Origin of the sequence: Paraburkholderia sp. A1RI-2L, assembly GCF_048957375.1 — a bacterium.
Taxonomy (GTDB): domain Bacteria; phylum Pseudomonadota; class Gammaproteobacteria; order Burkholderiales; family Burkholderiaceae; genus Paraburkholderia.
On sequence record NZ_JARBTA010000004.1, the window covers coordinates 478,174 to 503,223 of the forward strand.

A 25,050-nucleotide genomic window follows, 5' to 3' on the forward strand; every position below is an offset into this window, starting at 1 on the left:
TCGTCTAACGCTGCGCCGCCTCGAGCGCTTCATCCAGCATCGGCGCGGCTGGCGCGCGCGTCGTGGCCGCGCGATGCACTGCCAGTGTCGCGGCCAGCGTGCGCGCGCCATCATCGGCCGCACATACCGGTGCTTCTTCGCGCGCGATCACGGCCGCGAAGTGACGCAACTGCTCGTGATAGGGGTCGCGCGCGTGCGGCGTGCCGCGCTCCACCGTCAGCGGCTCGTGCCAGCCCTTGCCGCCGCGGTACTCCCACACCTCGAGCTGCGGCAGCGTGAGCGACGCATCCGTGCCGATCAGGAAATGCGTGTTCTCCTGCTGACGCGGATAATGCGCCGCCTCGCCCGCCGCGAGATCCCAGTTCCATGGCGCAGCGGCCGTGTCCGAGACGACGCTCGTGCCGAGCGCCCCGCTCGCGAAGCGCAGCAGCACGGCGGCCGTGTCCTCCACCTCGAACCCCCGCACGCTGTTCGAGGTCTGCGCCTGTACCTCGACGATTTCGCCGAGCAGGAACCGCATGATGTCGATGTCGTGGATCAGGTTGATGAGCACCGGACCGCCACCCGCCTGGCGTCGCCACTGCACGTCGAAATACGCATCGGGCTTGTAGAACGTGGCCAGCGCATTGGCCGCAACGGGCTTGCCGAGCCTGCCCGACTGCACGATTTCGCGCGCGCGGCGCAGGATCGGGTTGTGGCGGCGATGGTGGCCCACCAGCAGCGGCACGTTCGCCTCGCGCGCGGCGCGGTCCAGCCGCAAGGCGTCCTCCACATGATCGGCGACCGGCTTTTCGATCAGCGCGGGTATCCCGCGCGCGACGCACGCCAGCCCGACATCGACGTGTGTCGCGTTCGGCGTCGCAACGATTGCGCCTTCGGGGCGCACTTCGTCGAGCATCGCCTCGTAGTCGACGAACCAGCGCAGCCCTTCGGCGCGCGCGAACTGCCCGGCAGCCGGCGACGGGTCCGCGATCGCCACTACCTGTGCGTGCGGATGCAACCGCGCGCGCTCCACATGCATCCTGCCGATCGCGCCCGCGCCGATTACTGCCAGACGTCTTCTTGCCATTGCCACTCTCCTCCTTGCTTCGGTTGAACGATTGCCTCCAGGGCGTTGCTACGGTGATTATCCCGATACCCTGAAATTTTCTTTGCTTGTTGAATACTATTCCACTTTGAATTAGAGTTCACAGAAATTTCAGCGCAACGGGTTGGCACGACGTGGCGCCACAACGAAACAGATCCATTCAATCGGGACAGGAGCGGAGACAGATGACGGAAAAGCACAACGAGGACAAGAAGTGCTCGACGCCGCGTTGAAACTGCGCGAGCGCGCGAGCATCGTGATCGTCGAGCACCAGGCCGACATGGTGCTGCCGATCGCCGACCGCGCCTACGTGCTGGTCAACGGCCGCGTAGCTTACGAAAACAGCGCGGGCGCCCTGGAACAGGACGCGCTCGCGCAGGCAAGATTGCTCGGCATCGTGAACGGCGATGCGGGCACCACCCTGGAGATGAAATCAGCATGACTTCCCCCGTTTCCCCATCCGCCAATGCCATTGCGGCCACGCCCGTTTCGCTCGACGAAGGGCTGAGCGGCGCCACGCGCGTCTACTTCATCGTCGGCGATCCGATCGCGCAGGTGCGCTCGCCGAAAGGTGTGACGGCGGCCCTGCGCGACGCGGGCCGCGACGCGCTCGTCGTACCCGCGCATGTCGCGCCCGCCGGTCTCCCCGCGTTCTTCGAGGGCGTCGCATCAATGCGCAACGTCGACGGCGTCATCATCACCGTGCCGCACAAGTTCAGCGCGGCGGAGTTCTGCACGAGCCTTTCCGAAGAAGCCGCGTTTCTCGGCGCGGCGAACACGTTGCGGCGCACGGCGAACGGCGGCTGGCACGGCGGCATGTTCGACGGCACCGGCTTCGTCGCCGCGCTCGCCGACGAAGGCTGCGACCCGAGCGGCAAGCGCGCGCTGCTGGTGGGCGCGGGCGGCGCGGGCTCAGCCATCGCGCAGGCGCTCGTGAATGCGGGCGTTGCCTCGCTCGACGTGCGCGACAACGACGGCGCGCGCGCCGGTGCGCTCGTCGAACGGCTTGCGATGCACGGGCGTAGCGCGGTGCGCGTCGCCGCTGCCGACGTGCCGGCCGAATCGTACGAGGTGGTCGTGAACGCCTCGCCCATGGGCATGCGCCCCGAAGACCCGCTGCCCATCGACGTATCTCGCCTGGCTGCGGGCACTTTCGTCGGCGATGTCGTGACGAAGCCGCCGCTCACGCCGTTCATCGAAGCCGCACGCGCACGCGGATGCAAGACGGTGACCGGTACGCAAATGTTCGCGCGCGTTTGCGATCGCATGGTCGAGTTCCTTCTGGATTCCCAGGCATGAATGCAGACTTGCGGATCGCGGTCGTGACTGGCGGCGCGGGCAAGGAAGGCAATCCGCAAATGTCAGCGTACTCGGCCGCCAAGGCGAGCGTCATCGCGTTCACCAAATCCATGTGCACGGAGCTTGCACTCACCCCCATTCGAGCGGCGCGACCTTCGACCTCTCCGGAGGCCGCGCGAATTACTGATTCGCTTCTCGCATAACGGCGGCGCATCGCGTCGCCGTCCCCTTTCTCTCTCACTACAACAAACAGGAGACAACCGATGAATCGCAGCACCGGACTCAAGACCGTTGCGGCCGGCGCCGCCATGCTCGCCCTTTCCCCCGCCTTCGCGCAGTCGAGCGTGACGCTCTACGGCGTGGTCGACACCGGCATTGGCTGGGCCAACAACCAGACCACGCTCGGCTCCACTACCAGTGGCCATTCGGCGGTGAAGATGGTGAACAGCGTGTGGGCGGGCAGCCGCTTTGGCCTGAAGGGCTCCGAAGACCTTGGCGGCGGCACGAAAGCCATCTTCACGCTCGAATCGGGCATCAACTCGGCCACGGGCGCGCAGCAATACACCAATGCGATGTTCGGACGCCAGTCGTGGGTCGGCGTCACCAACCCCGCGTACGGCTCGCTGACCTTCGGCCGCCAGTACGCCTCGTATTACCAGTTGCTCTCCCCCTTCAGCCCGACCAACTCGCTCACCGGCTTCTACGGCGCGCATCCCGGCGACATCGACGGCTTCGATACCATCTATCGCGCCAACAACACCATCCAGTACCTCTCGCCGAAATTTCACGGCTTCTCTTTCGGCGGCTCGTATTCGCCGGGCGGCGTGCCGGGCAGTTTCAACGCGGGATCGACGTGGACGGTGGCGGTGCAGTACCTGAATGGCCCGGTCGGCATGGGCGTGGGCTTTTCGCGCATCAACAACTCGACGCCTGGCGGCGGCGCGTTCGGCGCCGACTCCACGACCTCGAACAACGGCGCGCCGGCCGGCGTCTCCGCGCTCACCAACGGTTATCAGACCGCGCAGGCCCAGCAGCGCTTCGCAGTGGGCGCGAGCTACCGGTTCAACAGCGCATGGGATGTCTCGGCGACCTACTCGAATGTGCAGTACATTCGCGGCACAGGCTCGAAGTTCACCGACACCGCGATCTTCAACACAGGCGGCCTCGTGCTGCACTGGAAGCCGGCTGCGGCATGGGATTTCGGCGCGGGCTATAGCTACACGCGCGCCACGAAGGCCAACGGCATCACGAATGCGGCGCAATATCAGCAGTTCAATCTGTCGCAATACTATGCATTGTCGGTGCGCACGGGCTTGTACATGCTGGAGGCGTACCAGCACGCCAACGGCTCGACGCTCGGCACCGCCGGCAGCGGCCGGATCATCGACGCAACGGCCACGCTCGGCGACGGGTTCAATTCGACCCCGTCTTCCACCCGCAACCAGGTGGCCGTTGGCGTGGGGATCGTGCACCGGTTCTAACTGTTGTGATCCGACGCAACTCCATTTTGTTGAACACTATTCCATTTTTAATTAAATTGGAATAACATTCCAAAATCATCAAGGCAACGTTCGCCTTCCGCGCCCAGCCGGGCGCGCGGCGAACCAGACCAGAATGGAGGAGGCACGGACATGGGTTCGAGCACAAGACAGCCCGGCCAACAGCGCTGGGACGAGGAAGTCGATCTGCTGATCTTCGGCGCTGGCGCGGCGGGCATGACGGCCGCGCTCGTGGCGGATCACGAGAAAATGAACGTGCTGCTTTGCGAGAAGACCGGCATGGTGGGCGGCATTACATCCACTTCGGGGGGCACGACGTGGGTGCCGGGCACGAAACTCAGTGTGGAGGCAGGCGTGCCCGATAGCGTCGACGATGCGCGCCGCTTCCTGCAATCGGTGGTCGGCGCACGCGGCGGAGAAGAAGCACGCGAGGCCTTTCTTCAAAGCGGACCGCAGGCCATCGACGAACTGGCGCACATCAGCGACGTCAAGTTCGTCGCCGCCACTGCCCACCCCGACTACGTGAACGGACCCGGTTCGGCCTTTGGAGGCCGAGCGCTCGCTCCCGCGCCGTTCGACGCGCGCGTGCTCGGCAAAGACTTCGTGCGCGTGCGGCCTCCGCGCAAGGAATTCATGGGGCTCGGCGGCATGATGGTCGCGCGCAACGATCTGAACATGCTGCTCGAACCGTTCGCATCGCTTACCAATTTAAGGCGGACGATCGCAGTCGTGGGCCGCTATGCGATGGACCGGCTGCGCTACCCGCGCGGCACACAACTCGTGATGGGCAACGCGCTCGTCGCGCGGCTCTATTACAGCCTGCGCAACCGCGGTGTCGAGGTGCGCTTCGACACACCACTAGTCGAACTCGTACGCGAGAACGCCCGCGTGACCGGTGCGGTCGTCGCGACGCCTGGCGGCGGTCGCCGACGCATTGGGGCGCGCCGTGGCGTGGTGCTGGCAACGGGCGGCATCACGCACCACCCGAGATTGCGCAACCAACTCTTTCCCGCCGGTGCACGCGGCCTTTCGCTTGCGCCGGAGACGCACACGGGCGACGGCGTGGACCGGGCCCAGCAACTCGGCGCAAACGTCGAGAACGGCGGCGACAGCCCCGGTCTCTGGATGCCCTGTTCGATCCGCCGCGCGCCCGGCGGCAACGCAAGCAAGGACAGCGTCTGGCCGCACATCATCCTCGATCGTGCGAAGCCCGGACTCATTGCGGTGAACAGCCGTGGCGAGCGCTTCGTCAACGAATCGAACTCGTATCATGACTTCGTGATGGGGATGCTGCGCGATGTGCAACGCGGCGACGGGCCGAGCGTGCCCGCTCACCTGATTGTCGACGCCGCATTCATACGCGAGTATGGCCTCGGACTGCTGATGCCGGCGCGCAGCGCGGGACGCATCGCCGCGTTCGAGCGCTCTGGCTATCTCGTGAAGGGCGATACGCTGGCCGAACTGGCCGCGAAGCTTCAGGTCGATGCGGCGGGCCTCGCGCGCACGGTCGAGACCTACAATCGCGCCGCAGCCGATGGCATGGACCCCGCATTCGAGCGCGGCAGCAGTCCGATGAGCCGCTTCAATGGCGATGCGCGCCAGCAGCCCAATCCGTGCATCCGGCCAATCGGGCCGGGGCCGTATTACGCTGTGACCGTCTGGCCTGCGGATCTCGCGTGCAGCGCGGGCCTGAGCGGCACCGCGAATGGCGAAGTACTCGATCACGGCGGCAATGTCATTCCTGGCCTCTTCGCATGCGGCAACGATCTTGCTTCGATCTTCCGCGGCACTTACCCAGGACCCGGCACGACACTCGGCCCGGCTATCGTGTTCGGCTGGCGCATCGCAAAGTTCGTCGCCCAGGGCGGAGCCGCGACCCTACAGGGCGCGCACAAGGCCAAAGTGTGGGCCTGAAATGGAGAAAGATTCATTCGACACATCGTCAATCGCCATCAGCTGAACATGCCCACGTTCGGCCTGGGCATCTGGCCCATGCTTGGCGACGAATGCACGCACGCGGTCAAGCAGGCGCTCGACCGCAGCTATCGGCATATCGATACGGCCACCGCGTACAACAATGATCGCTCGTTCATCGTTCGGATGCCGAAAAATATGCGCCTTGCCAGTCCAGCTTTCGCATCGCAGGCCTGACCGGCCCCGGGCGATTCGCCGCGACATCGGTGTAACTGGCGAGCGCCCAGAAGCGATATTGTTCAGTACAAGATCAAAAATCACTCGACTGGCTCGTACGGCAAACCCACGTAATTTTCCGCAATCGTCTTGAGTCCAGCTTCGGACGTCGTGTAGTAGTCGTAGTCTGTACCCTGCATGCGCTTGTCGAAGGTGTCTCGCTCCGAGAACTCGTGCAGCAGGTTCGTCATGAACCATGAAAAGCGCTCTGCCTTCCACACGCGGCGCAGCGCGATCTGCGAATATTTTTCCAGCAGATCGGTGCGACCGTCGCGGTAGACCCGATTCAGAATCCGATACAGCGTGCTCACATCGCTCGCGGCAAGATTGAGCCCTTTCGCGCCGGTCGGCGGTACGATATGCGCCGCGTCACCAACTAGAAACAGCTTGCCGTACTGCATCGGTTCAACCACATAGCTGCGCAGCGGTGCGATGCTCTTCTCGAGCGACGGACCGGTGACCACCTTCTCAGCCACGTTCTGCGGCAGGCGCGCTTTCAATTCTTCCCAGAAGCGTTCGTCGGACCAGTCTTCGGCCTTCTCGGTCAACGGCACTTGCAGGTAGTAGCGGCTGCGCGTCGTCGAACGTTGGCTGCAGAGCACGAAACCGCGTTCGTGGTGCGCATAAATCAGTTCGTGATTGACCGGCGGTGTGTCGGCGAGCAGGCCGAGCCAACCAAAAGGATAGACGCGCTCGTAGTGTGTGAGCACCTCGACCGGGATCGTCTTGCGTGAAACGCCATGAAAGCCATCGCAGCCGGCGATGTAATCGCAATCCAGGCGGTATGTTTCGCCGTTCCTTTCGAATGTGATGTAGGGCGCGTCGCCTTTCACGTCGTACAACTGAACGTTGGCCGCTTCGTAAATCGTGGTTGCACCGCTAGCCTCGCGTGCTGCCATCAAATCACGCGTCACTTCGGTCTGGCCATAGACCAGGACCGACGAGCCACCTGTGAGCGCTTTGAGATCGATCCTGTCGCGTCGCCCGCCGAAAATAAGTTCAATGCCGTCGTGAACCAGTCCTTCCGCATCCATGCGCTCGCTCACCCCCGCCTCGCGCATCAGATCGATCATGCCCTGTTCGAGCACGCCCGCGCGGATTCGGCCAAGCACGTACTCGCCGCTTTGACGCTCAAGAACGACGTTGTCGATGCCCGCCTTGTGCAGCAACTGCCCCAACAGCAGGCCGGACGGCCCGGCGCCGATGATCGCTACCTGGGTTTTCATAACCGATGTCTCCTGTATTCCTATCTACACCGTGACCTTTTCACTTTTGCTCTTCGAGCCCGAATCATTGGCGTCACGGTTGAATTGCATTTTTCTAGAAATACAGGGCGCTGGTAAGGCAATTTTTTCGATTAAAATTGGACTTTTAGAAAGTCTCCTGCGGGCCGACAACCGGTGACAGATCCATGAAGCAACCGGCACAGCACAACATCCCTGTATTCAAGTTATACGGAGAAGGACCTGACTGGAGCACGCTCGACTTGCTGCACTGTGAGTCGATACCTGAGCGAAGCAGTTTGCACGACTGGGAAATCAGGCGGCACACCCATGCCGACCTCGCGCAGCTGCTGTACGTGCAGAAAGGAGTTGCACTGCTCGAAATTGAGGGCGAAAAGACCAGGATCGACACGCCTTCGGTCCAGGTCGTCCCGCCGATGTGCGTACACGGTTTCCAGTTTTCTCCGGAAGTCGACGGCTACGTGATCACGATCGCCGCGCCCCTGACGAACTGGCTTCAGCAGCAAATCGATGCGCCTCGCCGCGTACTGGAGCATCCAGCGTGCTATTCGGTCGGCAACGATCTGCCCTACCTGAATACCCTGTGCAGCCAGTTAAACCAGGAGTACGGCCTTCCCGCGCCTTCGAGGGACTTATTGCTTCGGTCGCTCGTGAGCGCGCTAGTCGTGTGGGTCAGCCGTCAGGATCAAGATGGCGAGGAAAGGGACGCCCCCCAGGATCGCGGCCAAGCGCTCCTGAAAGCGTTCTCCGGGCTGATCGAAAAGCATTACCGCGAACATTTTCCCATTAGCCGCTATGCCGAACGCCTCGGGGTGACGCCGGTGTATTTGAATATGGTTTGCCAGCGCATTGCAGGCAAGAGCGCGCTCGCTCTCGTCCATCAGAGACTGCTGCTCGAAGCGAAGCGAAGCCTGACTTACACCTCGCTCAATATCAATCAGGTGTCCGACTTTCTGGGCTTCACGGAACCGGCGTATTTCACGCGATTCTTCAAGCGATTCACGGGCGCTACGCCAAACGCTTTTCGCAAGCGAGAATGATTTCTCCGCTTTCAATATCCGGCCGTGTACGGAAAAACCACCCTACATGCTCTCGCGCTAACACAATCCGGCCGGATCGGTCGTATTCAAGCAGGCTTTGTCGCAACAAGCGATCTTCACCATTGCCTGGCGCGGAACTGCTCAACATCACACAACCGTCGTCGAACATTTTGCGGGCCACAGTTCCAACCACGGTGCAAGGGCGCGCGCACGAGCACGTGGCCGCCGTTCGACGAGTCGTCCGCGTTGTTCAGGGTGGCCACTGCAGACGTGCCTGTGGACCGAGCGCCTACAACACTAACAAACGGCCCTAGTGCATGGGCACGCTTGCCTGAACATCCGACTGAACCACGCTGCCGCCGCGCCCGATCATAGCGAACAGTGCGGACGCGGACACGAGGGCCGGGAGCGCGAGCAGGCCGAATACCGAGCCGAACTGCCAGCCGAAGCCCATCAGCGCTGCGCCGACCAGCGCCCCCGCCACCCCGCCGATACGGCCGACTCCGAGCATCCATGCGACGCCCGTCGCCCGCCCGTGCGTCGGATAAAAGGCGGCAGCAAGCGCGGACATCGACGTCACTGCGCTCGTCACCAGTGTGCCAGTCAGAAACACAAGCGTGCCGAGCCACAACTGATGTCCGACACCGCGCCCCACCAGCAGGACCATTAGTGCAGCCAGCACATACGTGGCCGCAATCACGCGGTTGGCGTTGAGACGGTCCATGACCCAGCCCACACAGAGGTTGCCGACTACACCGCCGAGCGGGAACAGTGACGTCATGAGCGCAGCGCGCTCGCCGGAGAAGCCAGTGTCGCGAAAGAGCGTAGGCAGCCAGCTAGTGAGCAGGTAATAGATCAGCAGGCCCATGAAATACGCGAGCCACAGCATCAGCGTCCCGAAGCGGTACTGTCGCGACAGGACGACGCGAATCGCCGATTCGCGCTTCGTGCACACGCCGCGCTCCGGGGCAACGAAGCGACAACCTTCGAGCGTTGTACCGTGCGCAATACGCCCGAGGATGCTCGCGATTTTCGCGTCGGCACGTTGACTTACCGCCATGAACTGAACCGACTCCGGCAAGAGCAAGATCAACAGAAAGGTAAGCACGATCGGCCCGATGCCGCCCGCGATCAGCACGCTTTGCCAGCCAAAATGCGGAATCAGCCATGCAGACGCGAATCCCCCGAGCGCGAGGCCGGTGGAAAAGCCACAAAACATCGTATTGACGACAACCGCACGCACGCGTGTCGGCGCATATTCGGACATCAGCGTGACGGCGTTCGGCATGGCCGCGCCGAGTCCGAGGCCCGTGCACAAGCGCAGGATGGTTAGCGACTCGACCGAGCTGGCGAATGCCGCTGCAAGACTCCATAGTCCGAAAAAGGCTACCGAAAGCACCAGCACCGTCTTGCGCCCGAGGCGGTCGGCGAGCGGACCAGCCAGAACTGCACCGATGCCAAGCCCGACCAGAGCCGCGCTCATTACCGGACCCAGCGCGACTCGCGCAATACCCCACTGCTGCACGAGCGACGGCGCGATGAAGCCGATGGCTGCCGTGTCGTAGCCGTCGGCCGCCACAACGAGAAAGCACAGCACGAGAATGATCCACTGAAATGGGGAGAACCGCTGGGTGTCGATAAAGGCCTGGGTATCGACGACGCGTTCCAAGGTCTTCATTACAGCCCTCCAGCAAAGTGATAAACGAGCGGGGGCAACGCGCGGGCGGAGCCGGCGCGATCGAGCGTTTCCATTGCAATGTCTCCAAGGGTCGATGTGGTTTTATTGCTGCGCCGTACCCGCGGACGCGGAACGGCCAGGGTGACAGGGTCGCTTCCCGCCCCATCGTAATCAGGCATCCGAATCTCTTCCGTGAAGAGCGGACACAAGACATGTTCTGCGTCTTCCACGAAAGAATTTCTGTCGATTCCGCCTGCCTGAAGTATAGGCAGACGGCGTCGGCCGATCATGGACAAAACTATGTAAAAACAGGACAATCTGCACATGCGAGGGAAGACATCATGAGGAAAATCCCTAATTACGAGCTATACGGCGAAGCGTCGTCCGCCCGGCCCCCGTGGCACGATGCATTCAATTTCGAGTGGATTCCCGAGCGCAGCCGGCCGAATGACTGGAACATTCCCGCGCACCGCCATGACGCACTCCTGCAGTTTTTGTACATCCGCAACGGCCACGGCCACGTCGTCATCGAGAGCGAAAAAACCCCGTTTGACCCGCCGTGCCTCGTGATCCTTCCCGCGACGGTGGTGCACAGTTTCGTGTTTTCGCCGGAGATCGACGGCCTTGTCGTGACGGCGGCGCAGCGCGCGCTGGAGTCCATCGCGAAGTCTGTTTCGACGACGCTTATCACGGTTCTCCAGCGCCCCGCCGTGATCCCGGTGCGCGGGCCGGCGGCCAGCGACGAAACACTGATGCCGCTATTCAATCTGCTCGAATTGGAATTCCGCCGTGGTGCGGCAGGTTATACGGCGGCGGGGATGTCACTGTTAATGGCACTTTTCATACAGGCGGCGCGACTGGTCGAACATGCCGACATGCCGGTGGCCGCCCTCGCCGCGCGACGCAGTCTGCAAATCAGACGCTTTCGTGAACTGATTGCCCAGCATTTCCGCGAGCATCGTCCGGTCGAGTTCTATGCAGACGCGCTCGATATCACCGCGCCACAACTCGGGCGCATCTGTCGCGACGAGCTCGGCGCGTCACCCACCGCGCTAATCAACGACCATCTGATTCGCGAAGCGCAGCGCGACCTCGTCTATTCGGGAATGACCGTCAAACAGATCGCGCACAGCCTGGGATTCGAGGACAGCGCCTATTTCAGCCGCTACTTCCGCAAGCAGACCGGCGCGACACCCCGCGAATTCCAAAGCTCGGCTCATCGCGACCTTGCATTGGGTACGGCGTAGTTGGCTTACTTTGCGACGCTACTCAGCGCGGCCGCACGAATGAGCCGCGTCTCCTGTGCCGTGATCAGATGGCCCGATGCCTCGAGATAGGCCGGGAAATCTGGATGCGTATCGCGTGCAAGGCATCGTCGTTCGTAGTCTGCCAGATCGTCATATCCCCACAGGTGCGTGAACTGGTTCTGCGCCCCGACCAGGCTTGTCCAAAAGCCGAGCGGATGTCCAAGCGTCTCGAGCAGGATCGGCATGGCGAGCCTGTCAAACACTTCGAGAAACTCCGGCATTTTGCGCAGCGCGATCGTGTAGACCCGGAAGTCCACGAGGGGCTTTGCCAGATACATTGGTTGGGTGCTCATGCGTGTACCTTCTCTTTGCAGGTCATGGCCTTGGTGGCGATGGCGTTACCGGTGACATAGCCGAACGTCATGTTGGGTCCATGGGTGATGCCGGCACCCGGATAGTTGCCGCCCATCACGCTGCGCCGGTCATTGCCGACCGCGTAAAGGCCCTCGATCTCGCTGCCGTCGGCACGCAGTACCTCGCCGGTGACGCTGGTCCTGAGGCCGTCGAACGTGCCCAGATCGCCCATCACCACCTTCACTGCATAGAAGGGGCCGGTCGCGATCGGCGCAACGCAGGGGTTGGGCTTGTTATCGGGATCGGCGAGATAACGATTGAACGACGTGCTACCGCGATGGAACGCCGGGTCTTCTCCGCGCTTGGCGTCGAGATTGTAGGCGCTGACCGTCGCTTCGAGCGCATCAGGAACAATCCCGCAATTGCGCGCCAATTCGCTGATCGTCTCGCCCTTGATCAGGTAGCCTTTGCGCAGCAACGGACCCACCGGCATCGGCGCGGGCTTCGCGTACCCCAGTCCATACTTGGCCAGCGCGACCTTATCGCAGATCAGCCACATCGCCGTCTCCCGTTCACCCTCGCAGGCGCGGATCAGCGCCGCGCCAACATCATGGTAGGAGTTCGACTCGTTGGTAAAGCGCTGACCGCTGCGCAGCACACCGATCACGCCCGGCTTGTAGCGGTCGAGCAGGTGCGGAAACACGCCTGTGCGACCCTTGCCGAAGGGCACCTCGGAGACAGGCATCCAGGCCGCCGCATCGGGAAAGCCAAGCTGCACTGCGCCGCCCGCCTTCTCCGCCATGGTCAGCCCGTCGCCCGTGTTGCCGACGGGCGTGGGCGAGAGATGCTTCCCCCCACGCTTCACATGCGGATAGACCTGCGCAATGCGTCTGCGATCATGCGGAAAGCCGCCGCAAGCCAGCACGACGCCGTGCCGGGCAGTGATGCGAAGATCGCCGTCCGCAGCGGTTGCGCGCACACCGACCACCGTGCCGTTCTCGCTCAGCAGTTCCTTCACGGGCGTCGAAGTGCGGATCGGAATATCGATTGCCAGCGCCGACTTCGCGAGCCTCGCAGCAAGCGCGTTGCCGCTCGTGACGTTGATCCCGCGCCGGTAGAGCGCCAGTTCCTTGAGGTGCGTGGCCAGACGCCGGGCCACGTAGCAGAACGAAACAAGGGATTTGGTCGCGCGGAAGAAGTGTTTGAGGTCAGCGTTCGAGGAATTGAACATCATTCCCATGAAGGTGATCGTCTCGAGCGGCGGCTTGAGGCGCTGCATGTCCTTGCCCAGCCCGCGAATATCATAGGGCGCGGCGAGGATCGAGCGGCCGATGTCGACGCCGCCGGGCGCATCCGGGTGGTAGTCCGGATAGAGCGTGGGCACGAACTTCATCTCGGTCTCCCGCTCGAAGAACTCGACCATTTTCGACCCGTTCTCGATAAAGCATTGGACCGCAGCAGCATCGTAGTTGCGGCCCGTCTCGCTCATCATGTATTCGCGCACGCGCTCGACGGTGTCCGCCGGGTTCTGCTGCCGGCCATATTTGCTCAGCGGAATCCACAAGACCCCGCCCGACAGCGCGGTGGTACCTCCGAACACGGACTCCTTTTCAAGCACGATGACATCGAGGCCGCGCTTCTTTGCAGTGATCGCGGTGGCGAGGCCTGCGGCACCCGATCCGACCACGACCAGATCGCAAGTGATCTCCTTGGCCATATTCACTCTCCTTTTCGTTATGGTGTGAGGGGTGCTCACACGGCCGGGGTGGCGTTAAAGCCAGGGCGCGGAACCATGTCCATCAGCATGCAATCGAGCCCGCCGTCGACAAGCACTTCGGCGCCATTGACGTAGGCCGCCAGGTCAGAGGCAAGGAACAGTGCCGGACCGGCGAGATCCTCCGGCTCGCCAATGCGGCGGCTCGCGGTAGCCGCAGCGCGGCGAGCCTCGAATCCAGGCTCCTCGTAGAATTTCGCGGACAACGCAGTGCGGATCATGCCGGGCAGCACGCAGTTGCTGCGCACGCCGCGCGGGCCCCACTCCGCCGCCAACTGCCGCGAGAGCAGCAGCACGCCGGCTTTGCTCGGGCTATAGGAGCCACTATTGGTCTGCGGATTGAGCGCCGCAATCGAGGCAACATGAACGATACTGCCCTTGCCCGCTGCCAGCATGTCGCGCCCGAACGCGCGGGCACACAGCAGATAGCCGGTGAGGTTCACGGCGATGGCCTGATTCCAGTCTTCGATCGAGACCGTCTCGAGCGGACCGGAGCGTAGCAATCCTGCATTGTTGACCAGCACACTGGCCGGACCGAGCGCTGCGCGAACTTCGCCGGCGGCTGCGGCAACCGAAGCTTCGTTCGACACGTCGCAGCCGATAGCGTGCGCCACGGCGCCGTCTTTCCGAAGTTCGGCGGCAACGGCTTCAGCGCCGGCAAGATTCCGGTCTACGAGCGCCACACGTGCTCCAACACCGGCGAAGGCGCGCGCAATACCGGCACCAATGCCGCTACCCGCGCCCGTGATCACGCAGACCTTGCCGTCGAGGTTCAGACCGTAGGGGGCCGAAACGGCGGCGAGATTTTCGATTTGCTGTGCCATGTAATTACTTTCCCTAAAATTTTCCGTGCAATTACGCTTCCTGAAATCCGTATCGCCATTGAACGCCCCAAGCGCCTGTGGAACAATGGACAGAGACTACATATAACAGGACATACCGTGCATCATGGCCCATGACCCAAAGCGCCGCCGGACCGTTCTGCACTTCGCGCTCTACGGCGCGGAAGCCGGCCAATCCTGGGTCGACATGGTCCATTACGAGCCAATTCCCCTGCGAGCCGGCCGCTTCGACTTCGAGATCAAGCCGCACGTCCACGACGCGCTGATCCAGGTGCTCTACGTCACCCGCGGGGGCGGCGAAACCTTCATCGACGGCAAAACATGGGCAGTCGTTGCACCATGCCTGATCGTCGTGCCCGCTCACTCGGTCCACGGCTTTCACTTTCGCAGCGACATCGACGGGCACGTCATTACAGCCGCTCAGCCCGCGCTGGAATCGCTGGCGATGACGGCCGCGCCCGAGTTGCTGGAATTCATGCGCACGCCAACGGTGCTCACGGTCGATCCCGACGTCGAACGCGGCACACCGCTGGACACGCTTTTTCAGTCAATCGGGCACGAGGCGGAGAGCCACGAGCGCTGGCAGTTCACCGCAGGCGCGGCACTGGCGATCGCCCTCTTCGTCAAGATCGGACGCCTCAGCGAGAGCGCCCGGCTTTCAGCAAGCTCCGAGCAGCGGACAATGGCGGCGCGCATCGAACGGTTCCGCGCCCTGCTCGACCGCCATTGCCGCGAGCGGCGGCCAGTGGCGAGCTACGCCGACGAGATGGGTGTAACCACCGGCCAGCTCTCGCGCATCTGCCGCGCCACCTTCGGGGTCTCGGCAATCGAGGCAATCGACGCACGCTCGATCCACGAGGCCAAGCGGCTGCTCGGCTATTCGACGCTCAGCGTGAAGCAGATCGCCAGTGAACTGGGCTTTCAGGACGAGGCCTATTTCGGCCGATTCTTCCGCAAGCAGACGGGACTGCGGCCAACCGAATACCGCTTTGCGGCCCACAATCGATCCTTGCCGCCTGAAAAGGGGGAAGCGGACTGACCCGAGCGCCCCTCCTCCGGTTCAGGCCGACAACCTGCCCAGCTTGACGAACAGGTGCTCGGGCCCTGAGTTGGTCAGATTGTTTCCCCGCACATACTGGATCGGCCTTGCTGGATCGAGCGCAATACCGCCAATCTTGCGGGCCAGCGCCTTCGTCGCAATCAGTGTTTCCAGCTTGGCGAGCGGCGCGCCAAGGCATTTGTGCATGCCGTTGCCGAAACCCAGGTGGCCGCTGGAATCGCGGTCGATGTCGAACGTCTCGCCGTCGGCAAACTTGCGGCTGTCGCGGTTCGCGGCCGACAGCAGCAATCGCACCACCGCACCCTTGGGCAGATCAACGCCCGCGACCGTGGTCGCTTCGGTGGTGATGCGGCTCACACGCTGGACTGTTCCGCGATAGCGCGCCACCTCCTCGACGAAACGGTCGGCGTCGGCGGGGTTTTCGCGGATCCGTCCCAGCAGATGCGGCTGTTCGGCGAGCATGCGGAAAGCGTTGGCGACAAGGATTGTCGTCGTGTCATGCCCGGCGATGAAGACGAAGGCACACAGTTCCTTCGCCTCCTTTTCCGAAAGCAGACCGTCCTTCCACATGCGCGCGATATGCCCGCCAATCGACTGGCTGTCGGTGAGAGCAAGCCGCTCCATCGCTTCCTTCAGGTATGCGAAGAAAGCCTGCGCGCTCTGCTCGTCGGTGCCGGTCCCCGGTGCATTGCGGGCGAGCCGCCCGAAATAGCTAAAGGTCTCGTCCGACCAGAATTTCATCTTCTCCTCATCCTCGTTCGGCACGTCGATCATCGTGGAGATGGTCGAGATGCTGAGCGGGATGGCGAAATCGTTGACGACATCACCGCCGCCTTTGTCAATCATCGCGTCGAGCAGGTCCTCTGCCCTTTGCGCGATCTGTTCGACAAAGGGATCGAGCGACAGCGGCAGGAAAGACGGCTGGACGACCTTGCGTAAGCGCGAATGATCGGGCGCATCGAACAACGTGAGGAACGTCAGTGGCGGCGGGCTGACAACCTCGGATGAAAACAGCTTCGGATTACGAATCGCTTGATAGACGTCGTCATAGCGCGAGAGGAACCAGACGTCCGAAGTCGCCGACTGGCAACGCAGCACCGGCGCGTGCTCCCGCATCCAGCGGTAGTGCTCGTAAGGGTCGCCTTGCGAGCCGTCATCGACCACCTTGAATGGCTCCAGCCCCTCGGGCCAGTCCAGTTCGTGTGAATAGGCCGGAAGAGTCCTGGCGGTGAACGGGCAAATCTGCGGTGCGCTCTGCGGCACGGCAAACGGGGCAGCGGTGGGCGCTGCGACCATGGGTGCGCTCTTGCCCAGCGCCATACGCTCCAGCGCCCGGCTCATCGTGGCCCTGGAATGGTGAGCATGCAGCGCAATCACGTCCCGCGCCGCATTCAGGTCCCCCAGTTCGAACGCGGCAACAATGTCCCGGTGCTGCTGGACGATATCGCCGACGATCTCGATCTGGTCGGTCAGCGCGCGGGCGATGTAGTCCTGCACAGCCAGTTGCCGGTAGAGCGCGATCAGCTGGGTATTGCCAGAAGCTTCGATCGTGAACATGTGGAAGGCGCGGTTTGCCTCGATGTAGCGCGCCACGTCGGTAAAGCGCTGCCCGCACACGAACTGCGCCGTCGCTTCGGCGAGCTGGCGAAAGTTGATCAATTGCTCGCTCGACAGCCGGCCCATCGTCAGTTGAGCCGCTCCCAGTTCGAGAGCCATGCGCAGGTCGAAGGCTTCATCGACATCAACAGGCGCGATGCGCTCCTCGCCGGTCTGCACCACCAGGCCAGTGCCGGCGAATTTCTCATAATAGAAGTTACGCGGCGTCAGCCCTTCGGACGAGAGAAAATTGCGTACTGCATCGACCATCGGCGGCGGGCCGCAGAGATAGACATCCGCATTGCCATCGTTGAGCTGGGAGGCAACGATGTGGTGAGTTACATACCCCTTGTTGGGATAGGCACTGTCGGGGTTGGAGACGGTGCAGGCATAGGTGAAGTTCGGCAGGCGCTGCGCATAGGCTTCGAGCCGGTCGAGGCCGACCAGATCCTCGTCGTTGTTCACGCCGAGGATCATGTGGACTGGATACGGGCTGCCGCCGGCCTCCACAATCTTGTCCAGCATCGAGAGAAACGGCGCGAGGCCCGTGCCACCCGCCAGGAACAGCACCGGGCGCTCGATGGAGCGCAGGTAGAAGCTCCCCATTGGGCCGCGAAATTCGATTGGATCCCCTACTTTGGCGGATTCGCAAAGCCAGGTCGACATCGTGCCTTGACGCACGTTGCGCACAAGGAAGGACACGTGCCGCTCGGACGGCCCCGAACTGAACGAGTAGGACCGCGTCTGATCGGTGCCGGGCACCCGGATGTTGACGTACTGCCCAGGAAGGAAGCTGAGATCCGCACGATTATCGAGTTCGACCGAGAAGACGATCGTGCTGTCCGACGCTCGTTGGCAGGCGATGATCTGTCCACTGAAGGAGGACGGGCCGGTGCCCGAAACATCGGAGTTCGTGGCGATCTGAATCACGCAGTCCGAACGCGGGCTCATCTGGCAGGTGAGAACCTTGCGGGCGCTCGCCTCCTCAGGGCTAAGCGCATCTTCCACGCAGTCGCCCAGAACGTACTCGCCAGACTCGCAAACCGCCTTGCAGGTGCCGCAAACGCCATCACGGCAATCGAGCGGAATATTGATTTTCGCGCGAATGGCGGCATCGGTGATGCGCTCTGTATCTTCGCATTCGATGAAGCGGGTCACTCCATCCTCAAAACGGAGGCTTATCTGGTGGGCCATGGCGGTGTCTCCTCTAGAGCCGCCCGAACATGGCGCTCCGCAGGCGGCATGCTCGGGCTGGGGCGGCGCGAGCTAACCGTGTTTCTCGCAAGCGCCCGGTGGGTTTAATGCCGCCAATTTAGAGCCAGTGCCGCATTCCCCTCAACGGACAGAGACAACGTTCACCCGGACAAAACGTGCATCGTGATCGATGCCAGAGGAATGTGGCAATTTGCGCTCCACCCGCCTTCCGCGGGCACTGTCAGGTTGAGGGAGATGTAACGGTAGAACGCTATAATCAATTCAACCCCGCCTGCCCCGTTTGCATTGGCACGTTCGCGACGCGGTCCTTGCCCCCAATCCGATGACAACGCAACTATCAGCCCAAAGTCCGGAAGCGACGCTCAAGATCATTCCGCCGCGCGCGCCGAGGGACATGCTGGCCCGTACCCGTCTGAGGTCGGACAGCGAGCAGTTTCGCGATCGCGCCGTGACCGTTGTGCAGGCGCCGCCGGGCTTCGGGAAGACGTCGCTCCTGATCCAGTGGCGACAGGAATACCTGAGACACGGCAGCGCTGTTGCGTGGCTCTCGCTCGACGGGCACGACGATCCTCAACGCCTGCTCGGCGGTCTCACGCTTGCCGTGCGCGCCGGGTCCGGCAAGGTGACGTTCGGCAAGCGCCTGCTCGAGGGCGGCACGATTGCGGAGTCGCCACTGGAGGCGCTCACGGTATGGCTGGCGGAAGTGGCCCGCACTGCGTTCGATACCGTTCTGATGCTCGACGAAGCCGAAAAGCTTCCGCAGGCGAGCCAGGACGCGCTTGTCTATCTGCTCGAAAACCTGCCGCCCAACCTGCGTGTGGTGATTGCCGCGCGCGCCGGCTTCGACAAGGTAATCAGACGCCTGGGGGCCGCTGGACGGTGCGTCACGGTGGATGCCGCTGCGCTTCGCTTTCGGCTGGGCGAAACCATTGCCCTGATAGGCAAGCGGCTCGACGCAGTTGTCGATGCTGAAGCGAGCGCACGATTGCATGACATCGCGGAAGGCTGGCCGCTAGGCCTGCAACTCGCCCTTGCCACCATTGCCGACTCCGGTGACCCCGTAGCGAGCATCGACGCCTTTGCCAACAGCACCGCCGGCATTCGCGAACAGTTCGTCACCGCGCTGCTGGAGAGGCTAAGCACTGAGGACACGGAGTTCCTCGTGCGCGTATCCATTGTCGAGATTCAGCACGAGGATCTTTGCGCGGCACTCACGGGGGAACACGACGCAGGTAAGCGCCTCCTGCGGCTTGCGCGGGAGACGCCGCTCTTCGTTGTCGGCGCGCAGGGGCGTGGCCAATGGTTCCGCATGCACGCGATGGCGCGCGAAGCGCTGCGCGCGCGTCTGGGCGCGCAGCCACAGTCCGCACGCGAAGATCTGCACCGCCGCGCGATGCAGTGGCTGGCCGAGAACGGCATGGCCGAAGCGGCCGCGCGCCACGCGCTCGCGTGCGGGCAGGAGGAAACCGCATATGTGCTCGCCCAGCGGTCGTTGCATGAGGCCGTCACGCAGGGCCATGTCGTGGCCGTGCTCGAGTGGCTCGAATGGTTGCCTGAGCCCGTGCTGGAGCGACATCCGCGACTACGGCTAGCGATGGCATGGGCGCTTGCGCTCAGCGACCGGCAGCGACAGGCCGAGGAGCAGGCGCAGGCGATCTTGCGCAGCACCGAGCCGGATGACGCAATGCGCTTTGAGATCGACCTCATTCTGAGCGCGGCGGCCTACTTCGCGGATGAGCCGGACCGGGCGGCGCACCTGATCGAACGCTGGGGCAACGCTCCGCCCGTTAGCGATCCCTGGTTGCAACAGGTGCAAGCCAACCGGCTGTCGGTGCGCGCCATCATGGCCGGTGAATACGCGGCGGCGCGTCAGTACGGACGACATGCGCCGCGCGGGGGTGCCAGTGCGGCCAACCGTTACGTGGTTCGCTGGCGCACGTGCTTTACGGGCTTCAGCTACCTGCTCGAAGGGCAGGTCCTGCTGGCGGAGCGCACGTTGCGCCCGTCGCTCGTGCAGGCGGACGACGATCTCGGTCGCCGCCACCCGTTTTCCTGCATGCTCGCGGCCCTGCTCGCTGCAACGCGCTACAACCAGGGCGATCTCGACGAAGCGGCGGCGTTGCTTGCAAACCGGCTGGACGTCATCGAGCGCAGCGGTACGCCCGATGCGGTGATCTTCGCCTACCGTACCGCCGCCCGGGTCGCAGCGGCTTGCGGCGCGGAGCACCGGGCCTTCGATTTGCTCGAAACGCTCAATGCCATCGGCGCCGCCCGCCATATGCCGCGGCTAAGCGTGGTGAGTCTGGCCGAGCAGATCAGGCTGCACAGCGGCCGTTTGCGTTCGGCGAGCTGTCACGCGCTTGCCAACCGGCTGGACGATCTGGTCGCCGGACACGCCACCGAGGATGCACCGCTCGCGCGCGGCGTCCTGCTCATGCACCAGCAGATCGCGCGAGCGTTTCTCGCATTCGCTGCGCAGGACTGGCGAAGCGCAGACGAGGCACTGGCACTTGCGCAGCGGTGGACCGATTCGATGAAGCTCGGAGTCGTTGGCGCCGAGATCATGGCTTTACGGGCGTTCGCGCGGGACCGCTGCGGGGAAGACGGCACCGCGCTGCTGCGGGAAGCGAAAGATCTGGCGGCGACTTATGGAATGAATCTCGCCGCGCTCGCCCTTCATCCCGCGCTCGTCGACTGGTTGCGCGAGCGCGCGGCCGACAGCGACGCACCGCCCGTGCGCGTCCGCTCGACCATGCCCGCGCCCGCTGCCGCGTTGCAGGATGCCGAAACAGGTGACGGCCCGCGCGTCATGCCCAGTACCGCGCTCACGCCCAAGGAGCGCACCGTGCTCGAACTGGTAAGTCGCCACCTCACGAACAAGGAGATTGCGCTTGCCATGGGTGTCGGCCAGGAAACGGTGAAGTGGCATCTCAAGAATCTCTTCGTCAAGCTCGACGCGACGTCGCGCAAGCAGATCGTTCGCCGCGCGCAACTGATGGGTTTGATTCAGGAAATCGCCTGAGGGACCCAATGAACCCGTCAGCGTCTTAAAGGCTCTCCGCGTTTTCCCTACGATGAATGACAAGATTCAAAGTTCTACGTTGAAGTACGGCATTTTCAAACGTTGAACGATTAACCTCATCGATAGATGACATGTCAACCTAATGCCGAATCGAACGGGGACTCCATGATTTTGTCAACAGGATGCAACGCGAATAGGACGTCACCCGGTGTCATGGACCTGAAAAGCGCCTGCTGATCGGGCCCGGAAGTCCGACCCGCAAGGCTTTCCGGCTTATACCACGTCACGGAATTACGGAAAACCCGCCCACCCACTGATGGGGGGAAGGATTTGTACGCTCGCACGTATCCTTCTTAATCAGTTGCAGCGTCATCTTTCTGGAGCGCTGTCACCCGGGTGATAGAACATAGTTACGCAGGAGACCACATGAAGTTGAGAATCACGTGCGCCGCGGCCATTTTCGCATTTGCAGGCGCAGCACACGCGCAATCGTCGGTGACGCTTTACGGAGTCGTGGACTCTGGTTTGCTTTACCAGAGCACGTCGGCATCGTACGCAGCGGCGCCCTTCCTGCCGAACACCAAAATAAACGGCAACGCAGGTCATGTGGTTCAGCTCAAGGACGGTGGCATTTACTCGAGCATCTTTGGCATGAAGGGCTCGGAAGACCTTGGTGGCGGGTACGCCGTCAACTTCAAGCTTCAGGGCGCGTTCAACAGTTCCACGGGCCAGTCGCAGAAGACCGGCACGCCCACTGGAACCGCGATGTTCACCCAGGTCACGTCCGTCGGCGTGTCGGGTCCGTTCGGCAAGATCGATTTTGGCCGTCAGTTCGCTCCGATGGCCTATGCGATGGCCGAAACGGACGTGCGCAATGCGCAGTACTTCGGCAGCGTCCTGACCGCCTGGCTGACCATGAACACGATGTCGGGCTGGACCGGAAGCAACACGAACGGCCAGATTGGCGCACTGTATGACGACAATGCGATCGTCTACAACTCGCCGTCGTTTTACGGTGTGTCCGCTGCACTCGAGTTTGCTCCCGGCGGCGTGGCGGGGCAGGCTCAAGGCGGCACGCGCGAGTCGGCCGTGCTCAAGTATTCGGGCTTTGGTCTGAACGCCGATGCCGTCTACTACAACGGACACGATGCCAACCCGTACTCGTATGCCTCGCTCGGTAACCCTGCGACTGCCACGACCGGCATCCAGCCGACCGGCCTGAACAACAACCGCTTCGTCTATTTTGGTGCGAAATACACGTGGCACGGCATCTCGATCTCCGGTTCATTCAGCAACGGGCGCAATCCGGCCAACCCGAATGGGGTACCGAAGGCATTTGTGGTCTCCGGTGACTTCGACATGTGGACTGGCGGTCTTGGCTACCGCTTCTCCCCGGCGCTCAACTTCACCTCGGGCGTCTACTACCTGAAGGACAACAAGAACAACTCGAACCAGTCGACCGCCTACGCAATCGGCGCCGACTACAACGTATCGAAGCGCACGCTGGTTTATGCGCAGGCTGGCTACGTGTCCAACCGCGGCCAGATGAACCAGGAACTTATTTACGGAACGCCTGTAGCCCCGGGCAAAAACACCACGGCCTTCAACATCGGCATGCGCCATACCTTCTAAGACGTATCCGCTCAACCCGAAGCCGCCGAAAGGCGGCTTTGTCATTTCTGCTTTGTCGTTTCTGCTTTGTCGTTTCTGCGCCGCCCACGATCTTGTAGCGCGCATCCACGAAACGTCGGACCCGATCCACTTCCGCCACCAATCTGCATGGCCCGCCGGCAGGCTACAGCCTGCGGCGTGCCTTGCATGCTTACATACCGCCCAGGGGCTTCTGGACCGTCAGCTTGTTTGTCACCGAGGTCACGCCGGGAACGCCCCTGGCGATCTCAGCGACCTGCTCGACCTGTGCGCCATCCGTAACCGAGCCATTCAGCGTCACCGCCCCATTCTTTGCGGTGACACCAATACTGCCGCCGTGGATCTCCTTGTGCCTCGCAATCGCCGCGTACACCGCACGGCGCAGCTTGGTGTTGCCTGGTGCAGCGGGCGCCGCTGTGATGGACGCCGTCGCAGCCGCAGTGCCAGGTGCGCTGGCCGAGGTTTGGGCCGACGCGTTCAGGGCCGCTGCGGCGAGCAGTGCGCAGAGCGCCAGGCTGAGGGTCTTCGTAGTCGTGTTCATTACATACTCCTGTGGTTATTGCTGCTGGGTGAAACGCGGTAATCCAGCCGGCCATTACGCCGCCCGGTAGATTCATGCAAGCGCTCTGTTTTGCGCGATGTCGAATCTCTTGTTTTTTACTCGGACGCAAAAAGCAATTCGCCTGTGGCGGAACTGGCTCGTCCCTGCCCCAGGCGTCTTTCCCTGATCTGCATTTGCTTGAATTGCAAGGCACGCGGCGGCACCCATGACTACGGGAAATTTTCTCGTGCAACTTTTAAAAACACGATGTTAAATCAATTATATAGTTGCAAAACCAATCACATTTAGCGCGCGGCCTCTTCGCGCAACATGTTCACGCGATCGAGATCGACGACGTAATTGCGCCTGCCGATCAGGAACACGGCTGCTGCAACCAGCGGCGCGAATGGCACGAGCTGCAGCGCACCGAGCAACCCGATGCGATCGGCCATGAAGCCGGTCAGCACGGCGGCGGGCGCGAGCCCCAGCAGGTTGTTAGCCAGCGTCAGCGTGGCAAACGCCGAGGCGTGGATCGACGGCGGCGTGAGGTTCGCCACCATCGCGCCCGAGGGGCCGGCCGCGCCTGCGCAGAAGAACATGCCGGCGCCGATCGTGGCGAGTTGCGCCGGACCTGCCGGCATGCGCAAGCCAATTGCGAGCAGTGCGAAGCAGATCAGGCAGTACGCTATCGCGATGCTCCATTTCCGTTCGCCGACGTGCCTGCTGAAGCGGTCCGCAAGGTTCCCGCACACCACCATGCCGAGGCCCGTCACCAGGACGAACGCCGCGGCAGTCACGGCAGCCTTGCCGGTGGCCATGCCGTAGTAGCGGTTCAGGAAGCTCGGCATCCAGCTCCAGATGGCGGCCGGAACCAGCAGATGAACGCCGCTGCCCACATAGGCACATACGACCGAACGCGTGGAAAACAGCCCCTTCATCAACGCGCGCAAGCTCGTGCGCATACCGATGTCCTGCGCTTGCCTGCCCACGCTTTCCAGCTGCAGCGGCGCAAGCCGCTTTTCGGTGACAACGATACGATAGAGAACGACCAGCACGATCCCCATGGCCGCCATCGCGCCAAACGAGGCGCGCCAGCCGAGATGAGCCGCAACCGCACCACCGAGCGCCATGCCCAGCACCGAGCCGAACGCGCCGCCCGCCATAAAGGCGCCGGTGATCGTGGAGCGCAGCCGCGCCGGGAAAATGCTTAGGACCACCGCGATTCCGACGCTGCCATAGGCGGCTTCGCCAATACCGACAAAGGCTCGCGCGAGGAGCATTTCGCCATAGTTGGTCGAGAGCGCACAGCCGAGCGTCGCGAGGCTCCACATGGCCGCCATCAGGGCGATGCTCTTCACGCGGCCCCAGCGGTCGGCCAGCACCGAAAGCGGAAAGGTGAGCACGCCCACCATCAGCGCGACCACACTGCTCAGCGAGCCGAGCCGGGTGTCCGAGAGGTGCCATGTCGTCTTGAGCAGCGGGAATACGGCATTCAACACCTGCCGCGACATGTAATCGGAAAGCAGCAACCCGACGGTCAAGGCGAACACGACCCACGCATATGTGCGCACGTTCGTATGTTTCACCGAAAAATCGCCCGCAATGGGCTCGGCATGCGTGGTAAGCATCTTGGGTCTCCTAACGTCGCGCTCGAGGTCGGGCGCTGTTGTGACATGCTGCACACCGGAAAAATGGCGGCACGTTATCGATAC

The 25,050-nt window shown here is 62.8% G+C and carries 20 protein-coding genes; 11 read left to right on the plus strand and 9 right to left on the minus strand.

Annotated features, from left to right (window positions below):
* Window positions 1-4 precede the first annotated feature (4 nt).
* A complete protein-coding gene (locus PWP93_RS30615) occupies window positions 5-1,069 on the minus strand; it encodes a Gfo/Idh/MocA family protein (protein ID WP_421047357.1) in 1,065 nt (354 codons plus the stop codon).
* A gap of 232 nt (window positions 1,070-1,301) precedes the next feature.
* Between PWP93_RS30615 and PWP93_RS30620 the strand changes: the two genes are divergently transcribed.
* The 6 genes from PWP93_RS30620 (at window position 1,302) to PWP93_RS30645 (ending at window position 6,036) form a co-directional block, all read left to right on the plus strand.
* Complete coding sequence (locus PWP93_RS30620; RefSeq protein WP_421047358.1) at window positions 1,302-1,529, plus strand: hypothetical protein; 228 nt, start codon at window positions 1,302-1,304, stop codon at window positions 1,527-1,529.
* Entirely contained in the window at window positions 1,526-2,386 is an 861-nt protein-coding gene (locus PWP93_RS30625) for a shikimate dehydrogenase family protein (RefSeq protein ID WP_421047359.1), read from the plus strand. The genes PWP93_RS30620 and PWP93_RS30625 overlap by 4 nt, the downstream gene beginning before the upstream one ends.
* Window positions 2,383-2,589, plus strand: coding sequence for an SDR family NAD(P)-dependent oxidoreductase (locus tag PWP93_RS30630; protein ID WP_421047360.1), 207 nt, complete (start codon window positions 2,383-2,385; stop codon window positions 2,587-2,589). The genes PWP93_RS30625 and PWP93_RS30630 overlap by 4 nt, the downstream gene beginning before the upstream one ends.
* A gap of 60 nt (window positions 2,590-2,649) precedes the next feature.
* Entirely contained in the window at window positions 2,650-3,867 is a 1,218-nt protein-coding gene (locus tag PWP93_RS30635; protein WP_421047361.1) for a porin, read from the plus strand.
* A gap of 150 nt (window positions 3,868-4,017) precedes the next feature.
* Window positions 4,018-5,799 carry an FAD-binding protein gene (locus PWP93_RS30640; protein WP_421047362.1) on the plus strand — a complete coding sequence of 594 codons (1,782 nt, stop codon included), beginning with the start codon at window positions 4,018-4,020 and terminating at the stop codon, window positions 5,797-5,799.
* A gap of 48 nt (window positions 5,800-5,847) precedes the next feature.
* On the plus strand, window positions 5,848-6,036 hold the full coding sequence (locus tag PWP93_RS30645) for a hypothetical protein (protein WP_421047363.1): 189 nt from the start codon (window positions 5,848-5,850) through the stop codon (window positions 6,034-6,036).
* An 80-nt stretch (window positions 6,037-6,116) separates the two neighbouring features.
* Here PWP93_RS30645 and pobA read toward each other — a convergent pair whose 3' ends face one another.
* On the minus strand, window positions 6,117-7,301 hold the full coding sequence (gene pobA / locus PWP93_RS30650; protein ID WP_421047364.1) for a 4-hydroxybenzoate 3-monooxygenase: 1,185 nt from the start codon (window positions 7,299-7,301) through the stop codon (window positions 6,117-6,119).
* A 185-nt stretch (window positions 7,302-7,486) separates the two neighbouring features.
* Here pobA and PWP93_RS30655 point away from each other — a divergent pair, with 185 nt between their 5' ends.
* Complete coding sequence (locus tag PWP93_RS30655) at window positions 7,487-8,359, plus strand: helix-turn-helix domain-containing protein (protein WP_421047365.1); 873 nt, start codon at window positions 7,487-7,489, stop codon at window positions 8,357-8,359.
* Between the two features lie 310 nt (window positions 8,360-8,669).
* Here PWP93_RS30655 and PWP93_RS30660 read toward each other — a convergent pair whose 3' ends face one another.
* Window positions 8,670-10,037 (minus strand): MFS transporter, encoded by a 1,368-nt coding sequence (locus tag PWP93_RS30660; RefSeq protein WP_421047366.1) that lies wholly within the window; start codon window positions 10,035-10,037, stop codon window positions 8,670-8,672.
* A gap of 341 nt (window positions 10,038-10,378) precedes the next feature.
* Here PWP93_RS30660 and PWP93_RS30665 point away from each other — a divergent pair, with 341 nt between their 5' ends.
* On the plus strand, window positions 10,379-11,284 hold the full coding sequence (locus tag PWP93_RS30665) for a helix-turn-helix domain-containing protein (RefSeq protein ID WP_421047367.1): 906 nt from the start codon (window positions 10,379-10,381) through the stop codon (window positions 11,282-11,284).
* Window positions 11,285-11,289: 5 nt separating this feature from the next.
* Here the strand turns inward: PWP93_RS30665 and PWP93_RS30670 are convergent, their stop codons facing one another.
* The 3 genes from PWP93_RS30670 to PWP93_RS30680 are packed head-to-tail and all read right to left on the minus strand — an operon-like array spanning window position 11,290 to window position 14,236.
* Entirely contained in the window at window positions 11,290-11,637 is a 348-nt protein-coding gene (locus tag PWP93_RS30670) for an NIPSNAP family protein (RefSeq protein ID WP_421028627.1), read from the minus strand.
* The gene (locus PWP93_RS30675) at window positions 11,634-13,376 is read right to left on the minus strand and encodes an FAD-dependent oxidoreductase (protein ID WP_421047713.1); all 1,743 of its coding nucleotides are present in this window, start codon (window positions 13,374-13,376) and stop codon (window positions 11,634-11,636) included. The genes PWP93_RS30670 and PWP93_RS30675 overlap by 4 nt, the downstream gene beginning before the upstream one ends.
* 14 nt (window positions 13,377-13,390) lie before the next feature.
* Window positions 13,391-14,236, minus strand: coding sequence for an SDR family NAD(P)-dependent oxidoreductase (locus PWP93_RS30680; RefSeq protein ID WP_421047368.1), 846 nt, complete (start codon window positions 14,234-14,236; stop codon window positions 13,391-13,393).
* 124 nt (window positions 14,237-14,360) lie between these two features.
* Here PWP93_RS30680 and PWP93_RS30685 point away from each other — a divergent pair, with 124 nt between their 5' ends.
* Window positions 14,361-15,293 carry a helix-turn-helix domain-containing protein gene (locus PWP93_RS30685; RefSeq protein WP_421047369.1) on the plus strand — a complete coding sequence of 311 codons (933 nt, stop codon included), beginning with the start codon at window positions 14,361-14,363 and terminating at the stop codon, window positions 15,291-15,293.
* A 21-nt stretch (window positions 15,294-15,314) separates the two neighbouring features.
* Here PWP93_RS30685 and benC read toward each other — a convergent pair whose 3' ends face one another.
* Complete coding sequence (benC, locus tag PWP93_RS30690; protein WP_421047370.1) at window positions 15,315-18,104, minus strand: benzoate 1,2-dioxygenase electron transfer component BenC; 2,790 nt, start codon at window positions 18,102-18,104, stop codon at window positions 15,315-15,317.
* Between the two features lie 415 nt (window positions 18,105-18,519).
* On the opposite strand from benC, the gene PWP93_RS30695 reads away from it, so the two are divergent.
* Window positions 18,520-21,147 (plus strand): LuxR C-terminal-related transcriptional regulator, encoded by a 2,628-nt coding sequence (locus PWP93_RS30695; RefSeq protein WP_421047371.1) that lies wholly within the window; start codon window positions 18,520-18,522, stop codon window positions 21,145-21,147.
* A 426-nt stretch (window positions 21,148-21,573) separates the two neighbouring features.
* Window positions 21,574-22,779, plus strand: coding sequence for a porin (locus tag PWP93_RS30700; RefSeq protein WP_421047372.1), 1,206 nt, complete (start codon window positions 21,574-21,576; stop codon window positions 22,777-22,779).
* Between the two features lie 190 nt (window positions 22,780-22,969).
* Here PWP93_RS30700 and PWP93_RS30705 read toward each other — a convergent pair whose 3' ends face one another.
* Together PWP93_RS30705 and PWP93_RS30710 are read right to left on the minus strand one after the other, a co-directional pair.
* Window positions 22,970-23,338 (minus strand): BON domain-containing protein, encoded by a 369-nt coding sequence (locus tag PWP93_RS30705; RefSeq protein ID WP_421047373.1) that lies wholly within the window; start codon window positions 23,336-23,338, stop codon window positions 22,970-22,972.
* 305 nt (window positions 23,339-23,643) lie between these two features.
* Window positions 23,644-24,966: an MFS transporter gene (locus PWP93_RS30710; protein ID WP_421047374.1), complete on the minus strand. Its 1,323-nt coding sequence runs from the start codon at window positions 24,964-24,966 to the stop codon at window positions 23,644-23,646.
* Between the last annotated feature and the right edge of the window lie 84 nt (window positions 24,967-25,050).

Coding starts and splice junctions, on each gene's coding strand:
- PWP93_RS30615 (WP_421047357.1), bottom strand. CDS start 1,069: ATGGCAAGAAGACGTCTGGCAGTAATCGGCGCGGGCGCGATCGGCAGG.
- PWP93_RS30625 (WP_421047359.1), top strand. CDS start 1,526: ATGACTTCCCCCGTTTCCCCATCCGCCAATGCCATTGCGGCCACGCCC.
- PWP93_RS30630 (WP_421047360.1), top strand. CDS start 2,383: ATGAATGCAGACTTGCGGATCGCGGTCGTGACTGGCGGCGCGGGCAAG.
- PWP93_RS30635 (WP_421047361.1), top strand. CDS start 2,650: ATGAATCGCAGCACCGGACTCAAGACCGTTGCGGCCGGCGCCGCCATG.
- PWP93_RS30640 (WP_421047362.1), top strand. CDS start 4,018: ATGGGTTCGAGCACAAGACAGCCCGGCCAACAGCGCTGGGACGAGGAA.
- PWP93_RS30645 (WP_421047363.1), top strand. CDS start 5,848: ATGCCCACGTTCGGCCTGGGCATCTGGCCCATGCTTGGCGACGAATGC.
- pobA (WP_421047364.1), bottom strand. CDS start 7,301: ATGAAAACCCAGGTAGCGATCATCGGCGCCGGGCCGTCCGGCCTGCTG.
- PWP93_RS30655 (WP_421047365.1), top strand. CDS start 7,487: ATGAAGCAACCGGCACAGCACAACATCCCTGTATTCAAGTTATACGGA.
- PWP93_RS30660 (WP_421047366.1), bottom strand. CDS start 10,037: ATGAAGACCTTGGAACGCGTCGTCGATACCCAGGCCTTTATCGACACC.
- PWP93_RS30665 (WP_421047367.1), top strand. CDS start 10,379: ATGAGGAAAATCCCTAATTACGAGCTATACGGCGAAGCGTCGTCCGCC.
- PWP93_RS30670 (WP_421028627.1), bottom strand. CDS start 11,637: ATGAGCACCCAACCAATGTATCTGGCAAAGCCCCTCGTGGACTTCCGG.
- PWP93_RS30680 (WP_421047368.1), bottom strand. CDS start 14,236: ATGGCACAGCAAATCGAAAATCTCGCCGCCGTTTCGGCCCCCTACGGT.
- PWP93_RS30685 (WP_421047369.1), top strand. CDS start 14,361: ATGGCCCATGACCCAAAGCGCCGCCGGACCGTTCTGCACTTCGCGCTC.
- benC (WP_421047370.1), bottom strand. CDS start 18,104: ATGGCCCACCAGATAAGCCTCCGTTTTGAGGATGGAGTGACCCGCTTC.
- PWP93_RS30695 (WP_421047371.1), top strand. CDS start 18,520: ATGCTGGCCCGTACCCGTCTGAGGTCGGACAGCGAGCAGTTTCGCGAT.
- PWP93_RS30700 (WP_421047372.1), top strand. CDS start 21,574: ATGAAGTTGAGAATCACGTGCGCCGCGGCCATTTTCGCATTTGCAGGC.
- PWP93_RS30705 (WP_421047373.1), bottom strand. CDS start 23,338: ATGAACACGACTACGAAGACCCTCAGCCTGGCGCTCTGCGCACTGCTC.
- PWP93_RS30710 (WP_421047374.1), bottom strand. CDS start 24,966: ATGCTTACCACGCATGCCGAGCCCATTGCGGGCGATTTTTCGGTGAAA.